Source organism: Cupriavidus sp. DB3 (assembly GCF_020418465.1).
GTDB classification, from domain to species: domain Bacteria; phylum Pseudomonadota; class Gammaproteobacteria; order Burkholderiales; family Burkholderiaceae; genus Cupriavidus; species Cupriavidus cauae.
On record NZ_JAIZPL010000007.1, the window covers coordinates 262,125 to 281,000 of the forward strand.

Genomic DNA, 18,876 nt, shown 5'->3' on the forward strand with positions numbered 1-18,876 from the left:
GGCTTCGCGGCATTTGCCGCCACGGCCGATTCGCCGCCGCAAAAAACAAAATGCCTGCATCAGCAGAGCTGACGCAGGCATCCTGGCGTCACGCCGGGGCGTGCGGTGCGAGGACCGACAGTGCCGACCATGCCGGCATCGGCATCGCCATCCTCTTCCCTTCCCCGATCCGAGCAGCCTGGCGCAATTTACTTGCGCAGGCCCAGCTTCTCGATCAGCGCGCGATAACGATCGGCGTCGTTCGACTTCAGGTAGTCCAGCAGGCGGCGACGGCGGCTCACCATGCGCAGCAGACCGCGGCGGCTGTGGTGATCCTTCATGTTGGCCTTGAAGTGGGGGGTCAGTTCGTTGATGCGCGTGGTCAGCAGAGCGACCTGGACTTCGGGGCTGCCGGTGTCGTTGGCGCCGCGGGCGAACTGCTTGATGACTTCGGACTTGTTGATATCGGCTACGGACATGATGTTTCCTTTCACTTGCGAACGTCGCAGCGCCAGGGCCGCGATCGTCGTGCGGGATAAACGTGCGGCTTGCGCCGCACACTGCATTGCCGCCTGGCGCGCCCGCGTTACCGCGAGTGCCGCCTGAACGACAGCCGCGCATTATAGCGCAACTGGGGTGGCCGGGCAAAACCGCCTGCCCGTGCCCTTCCAATACCGGCGGGCAGATACCTAGGGGCGCTCCATCTTGCAGGTGGTAGCGCGCGTGGTCTGCGCCGACTTCAGCCGCTTGACCGTGCGGAAGCCGAATCCCGACCCCTCGTTGTCGAAGCGCACCTCGCCGCCCTGGCGCTCCATCATCGACACATAGAGCGGCTGCAGCACCTGGTGGTCGTCCGCGCGCACGGTGGCGTCATGGAAGTCGTTGACGTAGCGCATGCCCTCCAGCGCCCGCGCGACCTTGACCGCATCGGTGGACCCGGCCTGCTCGATCGCGCGCGCCAGCATCTCGACCATCATCTGCATGCGCAGATGCACGTAGTCGTCCTTCGGCTCGGGATAGCGGCTGCGGAAGGCCTGATAGAAGGCATCGGAGGCGGCGCCGCCCACGTTCGGATGCCATTCCGCCACTGCCAGCACCCGGCCCACGCCGGCCTCGCCCATCGCCGCGGGGGCGCCCAGGCCATTGCCGTAGAAGGTATAGAACTTGGCGCCGAGGCCGCCCTCGCGCGCCGCCTTGACCATCAGCGTCAGGTCGTTGCCCCAGTTGCCGGTGATCACCGCGTCGGCACCGCTGGCCTTGATCTTGGCAATATACGGCGCGAAGTCCTTGATCTTGCCGATCGGGTGGAACTCGTCGCCGACGATCTTCACATCGGGGCGCTTGGCCGCCAGCATGTCGCGCGCCAGCCGCGAGACCTGGTGGCCGAAGCTGTAGTCCTGCGCGATCAGGTAGACGCGGCGCACGCTGGCGTCGGCACGGATGACCTCGGTCAGCGCCTCCATCCGCATGTCGGCGCCGGCATCGAAGCGGAAATGCCAGAAGCTGCAGTTCTCGTTGGTCAGGGCCGGATCGACTGCCGAATAGTTCATGAACAGCACGCGCGCATCGGGCTGGCGCGCGTTGTGGCGGTTCACCGCGCCGACCAGCGCGGCGGCGACCGCGGAGCTGTTCCCCTGCAGCACGAAGGGGATGCGGCGGTCCACCAGCGCGCGGAACTGGATCAGGCTCTCGTCGACATTGCCCTTGCTGTCGAAGGTGACGAGCTCCAGCGGGCGCTGCCCTTCCGCGGTGCGCACGCCGCCGCGGGCGTTGACCCGGTCGATCGCGAGCCGAAGATTGCGCACCACCGCCTCGCCGGCATTGGCGAACGGGCCGGACAGCCCGTCGATCATGCCGAGCCGGATCGGCTCCTGCGCCGACGCGGCACCCGCCGCCAGGGCCAACAGGCAAGCCCCCAGCCACCCCTTCCCAACCATCGAACGACCTCCGCGAAAGCGCAGCATGGTAAGCCAGCGCTCACCGCCTTGCAATCGCGCCGGCGGTGCGATGCGGCGCCTGCGGCGCTACACTGCCGCTATCCGTTGCAATAAAGGATCGAGGATCGCAATGAAAGCACTGGAAAGCATTGGCCGCTGGCTGGCGCTCGGCACCTGCGGCGCCCTGTTGACGGCGTGCGTTTACCTGCAGCCGGTACAGGAGGCGCAGAAGCTGATCGGCGCGCCCGAGAGCACGGTACGCGCGACCTTCGGCGAGCCCACCGACATCTACCGGCTCGACGACGGCACCGTGCGCTGGATCTATTCGAAGCAGCCGCTCGGGCGCCAGGCCTATGCGGCCGACTTCGATACCAGCGGCAAGCTGACGCGCTTCCGCCAGATGCTGACTACCACGGAGCTGTACAAGGCGCGGATCGGCACCTGGACCAAGCGCGACGTCGCCGAGCATTTCGGCCTGCCGCGCGAGCCGACGCAGTATTTTCCGCTGATGCGCCGCGATGTCTGGTCGTACCGCTTCCTGCACGAGGAGAACTGGCCGTCGCTGTTCCACTTCTACTTCGACGACGCCGGCGTGCTGCGGCAGACCCAGATCACGCCCGATCCGCTGGCCGATCCGCGCGAAACGATCCGCTAGGTAGCGCTCACGGCGCGGACAGCGAAACCTGCGAAAGGGATGGCCGGCGCGGGACCACACGTATCAGGCCTGGGCCGGCGTCCATGAAAAAACGCCGGGCGTCCGCGAGCCATGCTCGCGAACGACCGGCGTTGCGGTCCGGCGCGCCCGCAGTCGACGCGATCAGATCTGCGGATTGATCTTCTGCACCGCCTTGTCGTGCAGCTTGTTCAGCGCGGCCAGATAGGCCTTGGCCGAGGCCGCGACGATGTCCGGATCGGTGCCCACGCCGTTGACGATGCGGCCGGCCTTCGACAGCCGCACCGTGACCTCGCCCTGTGCCTGCGTGCCGGTGGTGATCGCGTTGACCGAATACAGCACCAGCTCGGCGCCGCTGTTGACCTTGCCTTCGATCGCGTGCAGCGTGGCATCGACCGGGCCGTTGCCCTCGCCTTCGCCGGTGTACTCCTGCCCGTCCATGTTGAACACCACGCGCGCATGCGGCCGCTCGCCGGTTTCCGAGCGCTGCGACAGCGAGATGAAGCGATAGTGCTCGTTGGCGTCATGGGCCTCGTCCGAGACGATGGCCATGATGTCCTCGTCGAAGATCTCGGCCTTCTGGTCGGCCAGCTCCTTGAAGCGCGCGAAGGCGGCATTGACCTCGCTCTCGCTGTCGAGCTCGATGCCGAGTTCCTGCAGGCGCTGCTTGAACGCGTTGCGGCCCGACAGCTTGCCCAGCACGATCTTGTTCGCGGTCCAGCCCACGTCTTCGGCCCGCATGATCTCGTAGGTGTCGCGCGCCTTCAGCACGCCGTCCTGGTGGATGCCGGAGGCGTGCGCAAAGGCGTTGGCGCCGACCACGGCCTTGTTCGGCTGCACCACGAAGCCGGTGATCTGCGAGACCAGCTTCGACGCCGGCACGATCTGCGTGGTATCGACGCCCACATCCAGATTGAAGTAGTCGCGCCGCGTCTTGACCGCCATCACCACCTCTTCGAGGCTGGTGTTGCCGGCGCGCTCGCCCAGGCCGTTGATCGTGCATTCGATCTGGCGCGCGCCGCCGAGCTTGACCGCGGCCAGCGAGTTCGCCACCGCCATGCCCAGGTCGTTATGGCAGTGCACCGACCACACCGCCTTGTCCGAATTCGGAATGCGTTCGCGTACCGAGCGGATCAGCGCGGCATAGCCTTCGGGCACCGCATAACCGACCGTGTCCGGCAGGTTGATCGTGGTCGCGCCCTCGTCGATTACGGCCTCGAGCACGCGGCACAGGAAGTCCATGTCGGAGCGGCTGCCGTCTTCCGGCGAGAACTCGATGTCGTCGGTGAACTGGCGCGCGAAACGCACCGCCAGGCGCGCCTGCTCGTAGACCTGGTCCGGCGTCATGCGCAGCTTCTTTTCCATATGCAGCGCCGAGGTGGCGATGAAGGTATGGATGCGGAAGGAGTTGGCGGGCTTGAGCGCCTCGGCGGCGCGGGCGATGTCCTTGTCGTTGGCGCGGGCCAGCGAGCAGATGGTCGAGTCCTTGACGGTCTGCGCGATCGCGCGGATCGCCTCGAAGTCGCCGTTCGAGCTGGCGGCGAAGCCGGCCTCGATCACATCGACCTTCAGGCGCTCGAGCTGGCGCGCGATGCGGATCTTCTCCTCGCGCGTCATCGAGGCGCCGGGCGACTGCTCGCCGTCGCGCAAGGTGGTATCGAAAATGATCAGTTTGTCCGACATGGAAAACGCTCCTGGGGGATAAGTGCTCGAACGGGTTTCGGCGGTTTCTGTTCCGGGTGCCCCGCTGCCGGCTGTTCGCATCGTCGCCGATCGCTGCGGCACAATGCAAAACGCCCCGGCGTGCAGGGATGCAGGCCGGGGCGTGGATAAATCCTGTGCGACTTCGCGTTAAGGTATCGCTTCCTCAGCGCGCGCGCGTCCCGACCTGGCTGCCTAGTAGGCTACCTAGCAGGGTACGGGCGAGTCGGGCTTGGCGCGAAATCATGGCAGCGAATATAGCCGAGATGGCAACGGCGCGCAACACGCGGGTTTTCCCCAGCGGCCGCGCGCCGGCCTGCCCCGCGCGATGCGGGGCCGCGGCAGGAGCATCAGGCCTGCGGCGGAATGCGCAGCTTCTGGCCCGGATAGATCTTGTCCGGATGCGACAGCATCGGCCGGTTGGCCTCGAAGATCGCGTTGTAGGCGGAGGCCTTGCCGTAGTACTTCTGCGCGATCGCCGACAGCGTGTCGCCCTTGGCCACGGTGTGCCACTGGGCCGATTCGGACTCGACGTTGACCGACATCTTGTCCTCGACCTGCTCGACGCCCTCGACGTTGCCGCAGCACAGGATGATCTTCTCGCGGGTGGCCTGGTCCGGCGCGACGCCAAATACCGTGACCTTGCCTTGGGCGCCGTCGACCTGCACCGACAACCCGGTCGCATCGAGACCCATCTTGCGGATGTAGTTTTCGATCGCTTCGCCGGCGGTGCGGTTGGCCGCCTCGGCCTTCTGCGCGGCATCCGCGGCGGGCGCGGCCTGGGCCGGCTCGGCGGCCTTGGCTTCGCGGCCGAACAGCTTCTCGCCTGCTTCCTTGATGAAATCCAGCACGCTCATGGGATTCTCCTTGTGTCAGTGGCAAGTCGGTAGCCGGGCATGGCTACGCGACGGGCCGCCATGCCCTCGCGGCATGACGCAACGGCAACATACCGCGAATCGGACGCACATCACAAGCGGGGAATCGCAAGGAAACGCAAAAACGAAAAAGGCGCCGAAGCGCCTTTCCCGTTCATCAAATCGACATCCGCCATGGTTCCGGCGAGGACGGTGTCAGTCCGAGCCGTCCGCCCGGGCACGCGCCACGCCGCCCTGCTCGCCGTGCATCGCGCGCCAGCCCCACAGCACGTAGCCCGAAATCGCATAGCCGACGAACAGCCCGAACAGCGCCACCGGCGGATCGCTCGACACCACCACGAACAGCACCATCACCAGGATCATCACGCCGAAGGAGACGCGGTGGCGCACGTCGAGCGCCTTGCCGCTGTAGAACGGCGCGTTGGTGACCATCGACAGCCCGGCGTACAGCGTGATCGTGAACGCCACCCAGGGCATCCACAGCTCGCGCACCGGCAGCTTGTTGTCGATCGCCAGCCAGACGAAGCCGGCCACCAGCGCCGCCGCCGCGGGGCTTGGCAGGCCCTGGAAGAAGCGCTTGTCGACCACGCCGATATTGGCGTTGAAGCGCGCCAGCCGCAGCGCCGCGCAGGTGCAATAGACGAAGGCCGCGATCCAGCCCCACTTGCCGAGGTCCTTCAGGATCCATTCGTACATCACCAGCGCCGGCGCGACGCCGAACGAGGTCATGTCCGACAGCGAGTCGTACTGCTCGCCGAAGGCGCTCTGCGTATTGGTGATGCGCGCCACGCGGCCGTCCATGCCGTCGAGCACCATCGCCGCGAAGATCGCGATCGCGGCGACATCGAAGCGCATGTTCATCGCCTGCACGATGGCGAAGAAACCGGCAAACAGCGCGGCCGTTGTGAAGGCGTTCGGCAGCAGGTAGATGCCGCGCCGGCGCGGGCGCACGTATTCGACCTCGAGCTCGTCGTCGTCCGCCGGATCGATCTCCGCGCCCCGCATCTGGTTATGGCGGAACGGCCGCAGATGGGTCACGTTGCCGCCGATCACGCGCTTGTTGCGCCGGTTGAATGCACCCATGCCGAATCTCCTCGATCGCCGTGGCTCAATCCAGCTCGGCGAGGACCGTCGACGAGGCCGACACCTTCTCGCCGATCGTCACGCGCGGCCGGGCGTCCAGCGGCAGATAGACGTCGACGCGCGAGCCGAAGCGGATGAAGCCGTAGCGCTGGCCGCGCGCCACCGTGTCGCCGACGCGCGTGTAGCACAGGATGCGCCGCGCGATCAGGCCGGCGACCTGCACCAGCGTGACGACCTTGCCGTCGCCGGTGCGGCGGATCACCACCGCGTTGCGCTCGTTCTCGGTCGAGGCCTTGTCCAGATCGGCGTTGACGAACTGGCCGGGGAAATAATCGATCTTCTCGACGGTGCCGTCGACCGACACGCGGTTCGAATGCACGTTGAAGACGTTCATGAACACGCTGATCTTCAGCGCCTCGCGGCCGGCGTAGGGGTCCTGGGTCTTCTCGACCGCGACGATGCGTCCGTCGGCCGGCGCCAGCACCGCGTTGGGCTGGGTCGGAATCGGCCGCGGCGGATCGCGGAAGAACTGCAGCACGAACACCGTGACGATCCAGAACGGCAGCGCCCACCAGAATCCCGCGCTGGCATGCACCAGCAGCGAAATGACAAAAGCGCCGGCCAGAAACGGCCAGCCTTCACGGGCGATCAGCGGATGGGGATAGTTCATGCAGGTGGGAAAGAGGTCAATGGAGGTCAGTCAAGTCTGACAAGGATAACAAAAAGCCGCCCAGCCCTCGCCCGTTTTCCCTCGGCGGACCATGGTCTGGCCATGGCCACCGCCTCTGGGGGACGGAAGGCTGAACGGCTGCGGGGCTGAGGCCGCGCCGGCCGGCAAACCCGGCGGCGCGGCGTTCGGCACGCTTAGTTCTTCGACTGGTCGACCAGCTTGTTCTTGGCGATCCAGGGCATCATCGCGCGCAGCTTCGCACCCACTTCCTCGATCTGGTGCTCGGCGGTCAGGCGGCGGCGCGAGATCAGGGTCGGGGCGCCGGCCTTGTTCTCGAGCAGGAAGCTCTTGGCGTATTCGCCGGTCTGGATGTCCTTCAGGCACTGCTTCATGGCCTTCTTGGTCTCCTCGGTGACGACGCGCGGGCCGGTCACGTACTCGCCGTACTCGGCGTTGTTGGAGATCGAGTAGTTCATGTTGGCGATGCCGCCTTCATAGATCAGGTCGACGATCAGCTTCAGTTCGTGCAGGCATTCGAAGTAGGCCATTTCGGGCGCGTAGCCGGCTTCGACCAGCGTCTCGAAACCGGCCTTGATCAGCTCGACGGTACCGCCGCACAGCACGGCCTGCTCGCCGAACAGGTCGGTCTCGGTCTCTTCGCGGAAGTTGGTCTCGATGATGCCGGCACGGCCGCCGCCGTTGGCGGTGGCATACGACAGCGCGATGTCGCGGGCGGCGCCCGACTTGTTCTGGTGCACCGCGATCAGGTGCGGCACGCCGCCGCCCTGGCTGTAGGTCGAACGCACGGTGTGGCCCGGGGCCTTCGGCGCGATCATGATCACGTCGAGGTCGGCGCGCGGGATCACCGCGCCGTAGTGCACGTTGAAGCCGTGGGCGAAGGCCAGCGCGGCGCCTTCCTTGATGTTGTCGTGCACTTCGTTCTTGTAGACGTCGGCGATCTGCTCGTCCGGCAGCAGGATCATCACCACGTCGGCGTCCTTGACCGCCTCGGCGACTTCCTTGACCTGCAGGCCGGCGTTGACGGCCTTGTTCCACGACGCGCCGTTCTTGCGCAGGCCGACCGTCACCTTGACGCCCGAGTCGTTCAGGTTCAGCGCGTGGGCGTGACCCTGCGAGCCGTAGCCGATGATGGTGACGTTCTTGCCCTTGATCAGGGACAGGTCGGCGTCCTTGTCGTAAAACACTTTCATGATGATTCCTTCGCTCTTTTTCCGATGTTGGGAGTCGACGACGCGCCGCGCATGTAGTCGGCGCGTGCGCGCCGCCGTCGATACTGCAATGTGGTGTGGTGGGGTTGCCGCGCGAGAGACCGGCGTCAGACCTTCAGGATGCGCTCGCCGCGGCCGATTCCCGAGCCGCCGGTACGGACGGTCTCCAGGATCGCGCTGCGATCGATCGCATCGAGGAAGGCATCGAGCTTGCTGCCGTTGCCGGTCAGCTCGATCGTGTAGGTCTTCTCGGTGACGTCGATGACCCGGCCGCGGAAGATGTCCGCGGTGCGTTTCATCTCCTCGCGCTCCTTGCCGACCGCGCGCACCTTGACGAGCATCAGCTCGCGCTCGATATGCGCGCCCTCGGTCAGGTCGACCACCTTGACCACCTCGACCAGCCGGTTCAGATGCTTGGTGATCTGTTCGATCACGTCATCCGAGCCGGTCGTCACGATCGTCATCCGCGACAGCGAGGCATCCTCGGTGGGCGCCACGGTCAGCGTCTCGATGTTGTAGCCGCGCGCCGAGAACAGCCCGACCACGCGCGACAGCGCACCCGGTTCGTTCTCCAGCAGGACCGAAATGATGTGTCGCATCACAGGTCCTCCGCGCCGAGCAGCATTTCCGAAATGCCCTTGCCCGCCTGCACCATCGGCCAGACGTTTTCGGTCGGGTCGGTCTGGAAGTCCAGGAACACGGTGCGGTCCTTCAGGCGGAAGGCTTCGCGCAGCGCCGGCTCGACGTCGGCGGTCTTCTCGATGCGCATGCCGATGTGGCCATAGGCCTCGGCCAGCTTGACGAAGTCGGGCAGCGCGTCCATGTAGGAATGCGAGTAGCGGTTGTCGTACTCGATCTCCTGCCACTGGCGCACCATGCCCAGATAGCGGTTGTTCAACGCGCAGATCTTGACCGGGGTGTCGTACTGCAGGCAGGTCGACAGTTCCTGGATGCACATCTGGATCGAGCCCTCACCGGTCACGGTGACGACCTCCTTGTCCGGGAACGCCTTCTTGATGCCCATCGCGTACGGCAGGCCCACGCCCATCGTGCCGAGGCCGCCCGAGTTGATCCAGCGGCGCGGCTGGTCGAACTTGTAGAACTGCGCGGCCCACATCTGGTGCTGGCCGACGTCCGAGCAGATGAAGGCATCGCCGCCGGTCAGTTCCCAGATCTTCTCGATCACGTACTGCGGCTTGATGATCTCGGAGTTGCGGTCGTACTTCAGGCAGTCGACCGAGCGCCATTGCTCGATCTGCTCCCACCAGCGCGACAGCGCCTCGCGGCGGGGCTTGACGTCGCTGGCCTGCAGCTGCGCGATCAGCTCCTGCAGCACGTCCTTGACGTTGCCGACGATGGGGATGTCGACCTTGACCCGCTTCGAGATCGACGAGGGGTCGATGTCGATATGGATGATCTTGCGCGGCTGCGAGGTGAAGTGCGCCGGATTGCCGATCACGCGGTCGTCGAAGCGCGCGCCGATGGCGATCAGCACGTCGCAGTTCTGCATCGCCATGTTGGCTTCGTAGGTGCCGTGCATGCCCAGCATGCCGACGAACTGCTTGCTGGTGCCGGGGAACGCGCCCAGGCCCATCAGCGTGTTGGTGACCGGATGGCCGGTCAGCGCGGCCAGCTGGCGCAGCTCGTCGCTGGCATTGGCCAGCACCACGCCGCCGCCGGAATAGATCAGCGGCCGCTCGGCGCTCTGCAGCAGCGCCAATGCCTTGCGGATCTGGCCCGAATGCCCCTTGTTGACGGGGTTGTACGAGCGCATGTCGATCGCCTTCGGGTACTCGTAGCGGCAGGCATTGCGCGACACGTCCTTCGGGATGTCGACCACCACCGGGCCGGGACGGCCGGTCGCCGCGATATAGAAGGCCTTCTTGATCGTCGCCGCCAGATCGCGCACGTCCTTGACCAGGAAGTTGTGCTTGACCACCGGGCGCGTGATGCCGACGGTGTCGCACTCCTGGAAGGCATCCTGGCCGATCGCGTGGGTCGGCACGTTGCCGGTGATCACGACCATCGGAATCGAGTCCAGATAGGCGGTGGCGATGCCGGTAACGGCATTGGTCACGCCGGGACCCGAGGTCACCAGCGCGCAGCCCACCTTGCCGGTCGCGCGCGCATAGCCGTCCGCGGCGTGGACCGCGGCCTGCTCGTGGCGCACCAGGATGTGCTCGATTTTCTTTTGCTTGTACAGCTCGTCGTAGATATACAGCACTGCGCCGCCGGGATAACCCCAGACGTATTCGACGCCTTCTTCGGCAAGTGCGTGGACGAGGATTTCCGCCCCGATCATTTCGGGTGCGGCGGATGAATTGCTGTCGGCGTGGGAGAATTCCGCGCTGGGCATGTTCATGTCAGTCCTTTGCAATTTTCGGCAAAAAATTGTTTGGATGCTCTCTGCCGGGCTTGTGGCACGGGTTCAAGCGGTGCGCGTCTGCATGGGAGACCGCCTCATAAGCGGCCAGATGAGACAACCACTGATGTCGTGAACCGTCGATGATACTGCATCGCACCAGCACGGTCTATGGTCTCGTATCGTGTCGCCGGGGCGACACGGCCGCCCGGTTATTTGCTAGCATCGGCGCATTTTGCTGATTTCCGGGCTGCCGGCCGCCCCGCCAGGGTGCGGCATGCGCGCCGGCCGCCCTTGCCCGCCGCATGGCAACCGAACAGGAACTATCCGATTTTCTCGCCAGCGCCGAACGCCGCGCCTTCAAGCACGCGGTATTCGCGGTACGGGACGAACAGGCGGCCCTGGACATCGTCCAGGACGCGATGATCAAGCTGGCCGAAAAATACGGCGACCGCGGCCCGGCCGAGTTGCCGCCGCTGTTCCAGCGCATCCTGCAGAACACCATCCACGACTGGTTTCGCCGCCAGAAGGTGCGCAATACCTGGGTCACGCTGTTCTCGAACCTGCGCGACGAGCGCGACGGCGAGGACGCCGACCTGCTCGAGGCGCTGGAGAGCGAGCCGGGTTCGCAGGCCGCCGAGAGCAGCGCAGACCGGTTCGAGCGCGTGCAGACCATGCGCATCATCGAGGAAGAAGTGCAGCGCCTGCCCACCCGTCAACGGGAGGCCTTCCTGCTGCGTTACTGGGAGGATATGGACGTCGCGGAAACGGCCGCTGCCATGGGATGTTCCGAAGGCAGCGTCAAGACCCACTGTTCGCGCGCCACGCATGCCCTGGCGCAGGCGCTGCGCGCCCGGGGACTCCGACTATGAACAGCAGAAACGCATCCGAGATCGAGCAACGCCGCCTGGCCCGGCAGATCACCGCCATGCTGGACGCCTCCGCCAACCAGGTGCCGGCCGACATCGCCGACCGGCTGGCCGCCGCACGCCGCGTGGCGCTGTCGCGCCGCCGCGTCGAAGCGCCTCAAACATCACCCCGCCTTGCCGCGGCCGGCCCGTCGCTGCACGGCGACGCTCGCCGCGCCATGCGGCCGCTGGGCGACTGGGTGCGCCGGCTCGGCCTGGTATGGACGCTGGTCGCGCTGGCCGGCGGCCTCGCCGGCATCTACCAATGGCAACAGCAGCAGCGGATCGAGGAACTCGCCGATGTCGACGCCGCCATGCTGCTCGACGAACTGCCGCCCGCCGCCTACGCGGACGAGGGCTTCCATGTCTTCCTCAAGCATGGCGAATAAGCCGGCGAGGATCCGCACGCGCCGCGGCCTGGCGCTGCTGCTGGGCGCCGGCCTTGGCGCCATGGTGCTGTGGTGCCTGACGCCGCCCGCCGCGCATGCCCACGATGCCGTCGAGCCGGGGGCCAGGGCGTCGAGCCCGGCGGCCAGGCCGGGCACCAGCGCGGCAGTCCGTACGGCCCGCCCCGCCTGGTCCGAGCTGACGGCGGCCCAGCAGCGCGTGCTCGCGCCGCTGGCCGGCCAGTGGAACACGCTGACCGAGGTCCATCGCCGCAAATGGCTGCGCATCGCCGCCCGCTTCCAGGAACTGTCGCCGGCCGAGCAGCAGCGCGTGCATGCGCGCATGACCGAGTGGGCGCAGTTGACGCCGGAGCAGCGCAGGCTGGCGCGCGAGAACTTCCAGATCCATCGCACCGTGCCGGTCGAGCGCAAGACCGAGGCCTGGGACCGCTACCAGCAGTTGCCCGAAGCGCAGAAGCGCCAGTTGGCCGAGGCCGCCAAGGTGCCGCCGCGACCCGGCGCGGTCAGCGCGTTGCCCTCCAGCCGCAAGCCGCCGATTTCGACGACGACGCCGGCGCGGGCGGTGCCGCCCCACGCGGCGAGCGCCGCCTCGGTCCCGGCGGCGGCGAACGCTGCCGCGGCGCTCTCCGCCTCCGCGGCGCTGGTGCCGGGCGTCGCCCCGGCCAGCGGTGCCAACGTGGCGGCAGCCAGCGCGAGCCTCCCCGCCGACGCAGCCAGCGGCGCGGCGGCGGCCTCGGTGCCCGTCGCCGAAACCACGCCACCCGCGACCACCGACACCTTCTCTCGCGGCAACTGATCCACCCACGTCGTCCGCCGCGGCCACGCGACGGCCCCCCCACCGCTCCCGCTCCATCCCACGCACCGCCGCCGCGCCGCCCAATGCAGCGCACGGCGACGCGTTTGGCATAATGCCGCTGCCCATCACGCCGGCGCACCGCGTTCGTCCGCGCCTCGCCCCGACTCTGACCATGCCAGCCCATGTCCGCCAAGCCCGCCACTGACGCCGCCGAACCCCGCACCGAGCCGACCGCCGCGCGGCAGGCTCCCATGCAGGCCGCGGCGCACGCCTCGATGCACGCCTCGAAGCAGCCCACGCCGGCGGCGCCCACCATCCGCCGCCGCGTCGCCTGCATGCTGTACGAAGGCGTGCTGCTGTTCGGGGTGCTGAGCGCCTCCACCGCGCTCTATCTGCTGGCCCGGCCGCTGCTGCGCGAACTGCGCGTCGATACGCCGCTGACCATGCAGCTATGGAGCTTCCTGGTGATGGGCTTCTATTTCACCTGGTTCTGGCAGCGCACCGGCCAGACCCTGCCGATGCAGACCTGGCGCATCCGCGTCGAGGGCGCCGACGGCCAGCCGCCGCGCTGGCCGCGCGCGGCGCTGCGCTATCTGCTGGCCTGGCTGTGGCTGCCGCCGTCGGCGGCAGCCGGCCATGCGCTGGGCCTGGTCAAGGGGCCCTTCGTCGGCGTGCTGGCGTGCGGCCTGGCGATCTGGCTATTGCTGGCCTTCCTCGATCGGCGCCGCCAGTTCCTGCACGACCGCCTGGCCGGCACGCGGCTGGTCGACCTGCGGCCGCCGCGCCAGCCATGAAACTGACCGCCACCGCGGTGCGCCGCATCGCCGTGGCGATGCAGCTCGGCGGTGCGTACGGCGTCGCGCTGGCGCTGGTGCGGCTGGCCGGCTGGAGCTGGCCGGCGGCGCTGGCCGGCGGCATCGCCACGGTGCTGGTGCTGTTCGCGCTGTCGGTGGCGATGGCCTTCGCGATCTCGGTGGGCGGCACCGGTGCGTTCGGCGGCGGCATGCCGACGCTGCCGCCCGCGCTGCAGGCGCATCGCGCCGCCGCGCGCCTCGGTCCGGGGCGGGCCCTGCTCTGCTATCTGCGCGAATGCATCGCGGTGTTCCGCATGTTCAACTGGCTGCAGCCCTTCCGCCATCGCCAGCCGCTGGTACCGGCGACGCCGGATGCCGCGGCGGTGCGCCCGCCGGTGCTGCTGGTGCACGGCTACGGCTGCAATCGCGCGGTCTGGCTCGACCTGCAGCCGGCGCTGGCGGCGGCCGGCTATCGCTGCGAGGCGATCGACCTCGAGCCGATGCTGGCCGATATCGACGACTATGGCGACGCGCTGCTGGCGGCGACCGAAGCGCTGAACCGCAGCGCCGGCCGCGCCCCGCTGCTGCTGTGCCACAGCATGGGCGGACTCGCCGCCCGCGCGGCGCTGGCCCGCGCCCGCCGCGAGGGACGCCCGGCCGCCTGCGCGGGCATCGTCACGCTCGGCACGCCGCACCACGGCTGCACGCTGGCCAGCATCGGCAGCGGCGCCAATGCGCGCCAGATGCGCTGCGGCAACGACTGGCTGCATGCGCTCGCGCGCAGCGAAAGCCCGCGCGATCGCGCCGCGATGGTGTCGATCTTCAGCTGGCACGATTCGATCGCCGGCCCGGCCGAAACCAGCTGGCTCGACGGCGCCCACAACGTCGCGCTGGCCGGCATCGGCCATGTGTCGCTGCTGCGCGACCCGCGCGCGTTCGACGCGGTGCTGTCGGCGCTGGACCGGCTCGCGCACGCCGCGGCTCCGGCCGCTTCCTGAGCGGTCTCGCCCTGATCGGTCGCTTCCTGAGCGGCCAACTTCTGACCGATCGATTTCCGTGGGCATCGCCGCTCGCCCCCCGTCGACCGCGGACCGCGGACCGCTTACCGCTTACCGCTTACCGCTGATCGCTGATCGCTAACGGCCGACGGCGAACCGCCGACCGCCTTTACGGTTGGTCACATGTCATTCATGTTTCCGTCATGGCGCCGTCATCGATGGCTGGCTCAATGCAGTCATTGCCGTCACCGGGGCCGCCATGGTCAGTCCACTCCGTTCCGCCCGGGCACATCTGGCCCGCGCCGCGCAGCGACTGCGCGGACGCTCCGACCCGATGCTGCCGCTGGCCGCCATTCCCGGCATGCCAGCCGCCTTCATGCCGCCCGGCCTGGACCGTGCGCCGACCACCGCCTTCCCCGCCGATACCGACCGCCTGAACCACCAGGACCGGCGCGACCCGGTTCCGGCCTCCGTCCCCTCCGCAGATCCGCCTGAAGTCGAGCGCTACCGCGCGATCTGGCTGTCAGACATCCATCTGGGCACGCCGGGCTGCCAGGCCGACTACCTGCTCGACTTCCTCAAGCACAACGAGTCCGACACGCTGTACCTGGTCGGCGACATCATCGACGGCTGGCAACTGCGGCGCGGCTGGTACTGGCCGCAGAGCCACAACGACGTCGTGCAGAAGCTGCTGCGCAAGGCGCGCAAGGGCACCGAGGTCATCTACGTGCCCGGCAACCACGACGAGGTCGCGCGCCAGTTCGACGGCCTGGCCTTCGGCGATGTGGTGGTGCGCGAGGAAGCGGTGCACGTGACCGCCACCGGCCGGCGCCTGTGGGTCGTGCATGGCGACCTGTTCGACGGCGTGGTGCAGCACGCGCGCTGGCTCGCCTATCTTGGCGACACGCTCTACACGCTGATCCTGGCGCTGAACCGGCATTTCAACCGCATCCGCGCGCGGCTGGGCTTTCCCTACTGGTCGCTGTCGCAGTACCTGAAGCACCAGGTCAAGAACGCGGTCAACTACATCAGCTCGTTCGAACACGCGATGGTCGAGGAAGCGCGCCGGCGCGGCTGCGACGGCGTGGTCTGCGGCCATATCCACAAGGCCGAGATCCGCGAGGTCGACGGCCAGCTCTACTGCAACGACGGCGACTGGGTCGAAAGCCTGTCGGCGCTGGTCGAGACCATGGAGGGCGAGCTGAAGATCGTCTACTGGACCACGCTGCGCGACCCTGCGCAGCCCGTCGCGCGCCGCATGCGCAAGAGCGCGGCGACGGTGTAGCGCCGCGCCGCATGCCGATCGATCGCTGCTGGGCAACCGATACCGCGGCGCCGCCGCAAGGACACACCATGAAAATCCTGATCGTCACCGATGCCTGGGAACCGCAGGTCAACGGCGTGGTTCGCACGCTGAAGTCGACCCGCCGCGAGCTGCAGGCGATGGGCCATACCGTCGAGCTGCTGACGCCGCTCGAATTCCGCACGGTGCCCTGCCCGACCTACCCCGAGATCCGCCTGTCGCTGCTGCCCGGCGCGGCGGTGCGCCGGCGCATCCGCGAGTTCGCGCCGGACGCGTTGCATATCGCCACCGAGGGCCCGCTCGGCCTCGCTGCGCGCCGTCACGCGGTGCGCCAGAAGCTCCCGTTCACCACCGCGTATCACACCCGCTTTCCGGAATACGTGCAGGCGCGCTTCGGCATTCCGCTGGCCTGGACCTACCGCTTCCTGCGCTGGTTCCACGGTCCCGCGCAGGCGGTGATGGCGCCGACGCCGGTGGTGTTGCAGGACCTGCACCGCTTCGGCATCGAGCATGCGGTGCTGTGGACGCGCGGCGTCGATCTCGATGTGTTCGTGCCGCAGTCGGTCAACGTGCTGAACACCGCCCACCCGATCTTTCTCTACGTCGGCCGCGTCGCGGTCGAGAAGAACGTCGAGGCCTTCCTCGCGCTGGATCTGCCCGGCTCGAAGTGGGTCGTCGGCGACGGCCCCGCGCTGCCGGCGCTGCGGGCGCGCTATCCGAACGCCAATTACCTGGGCGTGCTGAGCCAGCCCGAGCTTGCCAAGGTGTATGCTTCGGCCGATGTCTTCGTGTTCCCGAGCCGCACCGATACCTTTGGCCTGGTGCTGCTCGAAGCGCTGGCCAGCGGCCTGCCGGTCGCGGCCTATCCGGTCACCGGTCCGATCGATGTGCTGGGCGACAGCGACGCCGGCGTGATGCACGAGGATTTGCGCGAGGCCTGCCTCGAAGCGCTGCGCATCGACCGTGCCACCGCACGCGCGCACGCCGAACGCTTTTCGTGGCGCGCCGCGTCCGAACAGTTCCTCGCGCATCTGCGACCGCTGCACGGCATGCCGAACGGCCACGGCCAGACCGCGCGCCCCCGACAAGATCATGGCGAAACCCCCTCTTCCCTCCGACAACTCCGTGCCGAAGCCGACCTTGCCCCGCGAGAACGGCGACTACACGATTGAAGACAACCCCCACAAGGGCAACCGCGGCATCGCCCGCGCCTGGCGAGCCGCGGTCAATTCGCTGTCGGGCCTGCGCTATGCGGTGCTCGAGGAAAGCGCGTTCCGGCAGGAACTGACGCTGGTCGCGGTGCTGACGCCGCTGGCCTTCCTGCTGCCAGTCACCGTGGTCGAACGGATCCTGCTGCTGGGCACGCTGCTGCTGGTGCTGATCGTCGAGCTGCTCAATTCGAGCGTCGAGGCCGCGGTCGACCGCATCTCGCTGGAGCGGCACGGGCTGTCCAAGCGCGCCAAGGATTTCGGCAGCGCGGCGGTGATGCTGGCGCTGGTGCTGTGCGGCGGCACCTGGCTGGCGATCGCCGCCCCGCATGTGGTGGGCTGGCTGCGCGCGCTGATCGGCTGATCGGCTGAGCAGCTGACCGGCTGGGCGGCTGGGCGGCTGAGTGGACCGCAGCGGCATGGCGCCGCGGGGCCAGCTGCGATGCCATTGCATATAATCGCAGTCCGTCCATTCGCAGTGCGCCGGTCCGTCCGTTTGCGGCCCTCGCCTGTCCTAGCTTGCCCGGCCTCATGGAATCCAAACCCCAGACCGGTCCCCGCCGCACGCGGGACCGCATCCTCGATGTCTCGCTGCGCCTGTTCAACGAGGTCGGCGAGCCCAACGTGACCACCACCACCATCGCCGAGGCGATGGACATCAGCCCCGGCAACCTGTACTACCACTTCCGCAACAAGGACGACATCATCACGTCGATCTTCGCGCGCTTCGAGCAGGAAATGGAGCGCCGGCTGAAGCTGCCGGACGACCACAAGCCGACGCTCGGCGAAAGCTGGGGCTATCTGCAGTACATGTCCGAGTTCCTGTGGAACTATCGCTTCCTGTACCGGGACATCAACGACCTGCTGGCCCGCAACCGGATGCTGGAGACCAACTTCAAGCGCATCGTCGAGCAGAAGAAGCGCTTCGCGCAGGAGATCTGCCGCCAGTTCCTCGACGACGGCGAGATGGAAGCCACGCCCGAGCAGGTCGACGCGATCTGCACCAACATCGTCGTGGTCGCGACCTACTGGCTGTCGTTCCAGTTCGTGCAGCACCCGCGCCAGTACAACGATCCCGAGCAGATCCGCGGCTACCTGCACAGCGCCAGCTACCACATCTTCTCGATCCTCGCGCCCTATCTGCGCGGCAACGCGCGCCAGGCCTTCGATCAGCTCGCGCGCGAGTTCGCCGCCGGCAAGGCGCAGGCGGAGCCATCGGGCAAGGCCGGTGCGCCGTCGCCCGCCCACCCCAAACCACGACAGGAAGGAAAGCAGTGAAATCGGTTTGCGTCTATTGCGGTTCGAGCCCCGGCAATCGCCCGGAATACGCGCAGGCGGCGCGCGCGATGGGCCGCGCGCTGGCCGACAAGGGCCTGGCGCTGGTCTACGGCGGTGGCAAGGTGGGCCTGATGGGGATGGTCGCCGATGCGGTGCTCGAACACGGTGGCACCGCGATCGGCATCATTCCCGAGGCGCTGATGCACAAGGAGATCGGCCACGCCGGCCTGACCGAGCTGCACGTCGTGCGCAACATGCACGAGCGCAAGCAGATGATGGCCGACCGCGCCGACGCCTTCGTCGCGATGCCCGGCGGCATCGGCACCTACGAGGAACTGTTCGAGACCTTCACCTGGCTGCAGCTGGGCTATCACGCCAAGCCGGTCGGCGTGCTCAATGTCGCGGGCTTCTATGACGGCATGCTCGGCTTCCTGCGCCATGCGGTCGGCGAAGGCTTCCTGAAGCCGGAACATGCCGGCCTGCTGCGCGTGGCCGACACCCCGGACGGCATCATCGAGTCGCTGGCCAACGTGCCGCAGCTGCGCGTCGACAAGTGGCAGCAGGCGCGCGACAAGACCTGAACGCCGTTTCGGTTTCGCCAGCGGGCGCGTAACGACGCGCGCTGCGTATTAGCGTCAGGACTTCGGAACTTCGAAACTTCAGAACGCCAGAATC

20 protein-coding genes are annotated in these 18,876 nt (G+C 67.7%); 11 read left to right on the plus strand and 9 right to left on the minus strand.

Annotated features, from left to right (window positions below):
* Positions 1-188: 188 nt before the first annotated feature.
* On the minus strand, positions 189-458 hold the full coding sequence (gene rpsO / locus K7G19_RS22185) for a 30S ribosomal protein S15 (protein ID WP_149319390.1): 270 nt from the start codon (positions 456-458) through the stop codon (positions 189-191).
* Positions 459-668: 210 nt separating this feature from the next.
* Entirely contained in the window at positions 669-1,916 is a 1,248-nt protein-coding gene (locus K7G19_RS22190) for a branched-chain amino acid ABC transporter substrate-binding protein (RefSeq protein WP_149319391.1), read from the minus strand.
* 130 nt (positions 1,917-2,046) lie between these two features.
* Here K7G19_RS22190 and K7G19_RS22195 point away from each other — a divergent pair, with 130 nt between their 5' ends.
* Positions 2,047-2,571, plus strand: a complete 525-nt coding sequence (locus tag K7G19_RS22195) for a hypothetical protein (RefSeq protein ID WP_226109168.1) — start codon at positions 2,047-2,049, stop codon at positions 2,569-2,571.
* Positions 2,572-2,733: 162 nt separating this feature from the next.
* Here K7G19_RS22195 and K7G19_RS22200 read toward each other — a convergent pair whose 3' ends face one another.
* From K7G19_RS22200 to K7G19_RS22230, 7 genes are all read right to left on the minus strand, one after another.
* Positions 2,734-4,272: a 2-isopropylmalate synthase gene (locus tag K7G19_RS22200; RefSeq protein ID WP_006577032.1), complete on the minus strand. Its 1,539-nt coding sequence runs from the start codon at positions 4,270-4,272 to the stop codon at positions 2,734-2,736.
* Between the two features lie 368 nt (positions 4,273-4,640).
* Positions 4,641-5,147 (minus strand): peptidoglycan-binding protein LysM, encoded by a 507-nt coding sequence (gene lysM, locus K7G19_RS22205; protein ID WP_226109170.1) that lies wholly within the window; start codon positions 5,145-5,147, stop codon positions 4,641-4,643.
* 213 nt (positions 5,148-5,360) lie between these two features.
* Positions 5,361-6,248 (minus strand): CDP-diacylglycerol--serine O-phosphatidyltransferase, encoded by an 888-nt coding sequence (pssA, locus tag K7G19_RS22210; protein ID WP_226109172.1) that lies wholly within the window; start codon positions 6,246-6,248, stop codon positions 5,361-5,363.
* Positions 6,249-6,273: 25 nt separating this feature from the next.
* The gene (locus K7G19_RS22215) at positions 6,274-6,918 is read right to left on the minus strand and encodes a phosphatidylserine decarboxylase (RefSeq protein WP_149319395.1); all 645 of its coding nucleotides are present in this window, start codon (positions 6,916-6,918) and stop codon (positions 6,274-6,276) included.
* Between the two features lie 194 nt (positions 6,919-7,112).
* Positions 7,113-8,258 (minus strand): ketol-acid reductoisomerase, encoded by a 1,146-nt coding sequence (ilvC, locus tag K7G19_RS22220; RefSeq protein ID WP_255650881.1) that lies wholly within the window; start codon positions 8,256-8,258, stop codon positions 7,113-7,115.
* Positions 8,255-8,746, minus strand: coding sequence for an acetolactate synthase small subunit (gene ilvN, locus K7G19_RS22225; protein ID WP_006577027.1), 492 nt, complete (start codon positions 8,744-8,746; stop codon positions 8,255-8,257). The genes ilvC and ilvN overlap by 4 nt, the downstream gene beginning before the upstream one ends.
* Positions 8,746-10,509 carry an acetolactate synthase 3 catalytic subunit gene (locus tag K7G19_RS22230; RefSeq protein ID WP_149319396.1) on the minus strand — a complete coding sequence of 588 codons (1,764 nt, stop codon included), beginning with the start codon at positions 10,507-10,509 and terminating at the stop codon, positions 8,746-8,748. Before K7G19_RS22230 ends, ilvN begins: the two co-directional genes overlap by 1 nt.
* 305 nt (positions 10,510-10,814) lie before the next feature.
* Between K7G19_RS22230 and K7G19_RS22235 the strand changes: the two genes are divergently transcribed.
* The 10 genes from K7G19_RS22235 to K7G19_RS22280 all read left to right on the plus strand — a co-directional run bounded on the left by K7G19_RS22235 (position 10,815) and on the right by K7G19_RS22280 (position 18,782).
* On the plus strand, positions 10,815-11,381 hold the full coding sequence (locus tag K7G19_RS22235) for an RNA polymerase sigma factor (RefSeq protein WP_006577025.1): 567 nt from the start codon (positions 10,815-10,817) through the stop codon (positions 11,379-11,381).
* Positions 11,378-11,806: a DUF3619 family protein gene (locus K7G19_RS22240; RefSeq protein WP_226109174.1), complete on the plus strand. Its 429-nt coding sequence runs from the start codon at positions 11,378-11,380 to the stop codon at positions 11,804-11,806. Before K7G19_RS22235 ends, K7G19_RS22240 begins: the two co-directional genes overlap by 4 nt.
* Positions 11,781-12,620, plus strand: coding sequence for a DUF3106 domain-containing protein (locus tag K7G19_RS22245; RefSeq protein WP_226109177.1), 840 nt, complete (start codon positions 11,781-11,783; stop codon positions 12,618-12,620). The genes K7G19_RS22240 and K7G19_RS22245 overlap by 26 nt, the downstream gene beginning before the upstream one ends.
* 251 nt (positions 12,621-12,871) lie before the next feature.
* Positions 12,872-13,414: an RDD family protein gene (locus K7G19_RS22250; RefSeq protein WP_370639589.1), complete on the plus strand. Its 543-nt coding sequence runs from the start codon at positions 12,872-12,874 to the stop codon at positions 13,412-13,414.
* Positions 13,411-14,412, plus strand: a complete 1,002-nt coding sequence (locus K7G19_RS22255; RefSeq protein WP_226109178.1) for a triacylglycerol lipase — start codon at positions 13,411-13,413, stop codon at positions 14,410-14,412. The genes K7G19_RS22250 and K7G19_RS22255 overlap by 4 nt, the downstream gene beginning before the upstream one ends.
* Positions 14,413-14,671: 259 nt before the next feature.
* A complete protein-coding gene (locus tag K7G19_RS22260; RefSeq protein WP_149319399.1) occupies positions 14,672-15,697 on the plus strand; it encodes a UDP-2,3-diacylglucosamine diphosphatase in 1,026 nt (341 codons plus the stop codon).
* A gap of 68 nt (positions 15,698-15,765) precedes the next feature.
* On the plus strand, positions 15,766-16,887 hold the full coding sequence (locus K7G19_RS22265; RefSeq protein WP_149319400.1) for a glycosyltransferase family 1 protein: 1,122 nt from the start codon (positions 15,766-15,768) through the stop codon (positions 16,885-16,887).
* Positions 16,808-17,287: a diacylglycerol kinase gene (locus K7G19_RS22270; protein ID WP_149319401.1), complete on the plus strand. Its 480-nt coding sequence runs from the start codon at positions 16,808-16,810 to the stop codon at positions 17,285-17,287. Before K7G19_RS22265 ends, K7G19_RS22270 begins: the two co-directional genes overlap by 80 nt.
* A 167-nt stretch (positions 17,288-17,454) precedes the next feature.
* Positions 17,455-18,201, plus strand: coding sequence for a TetR/AcrR family transcriptional regulator (locus K7G19_RS22275; RefSeq protein WP_226109179.1), 747 nt, complete (start codon positions 17,455-17,457; stop codon positions 18,199-18,201).
* On the plus strand, positions 18,198-18,782 hold the full coding sequence (locus tag K7G19_RS22280) for a TIGR00730 family Rossman fold protein (RefSeq protein WP_149319403.1): 585 nt from the start codon (positions 18,198-18,200) through the stop codon (positions 18,780-18,782). Before K7G19_RS22275 ends, K7G19_RS22280 begins: the two co-directional genes overlap by 4 nt.
* Positions 18,783-18,876: the final 94 nt, after the last annotated feature.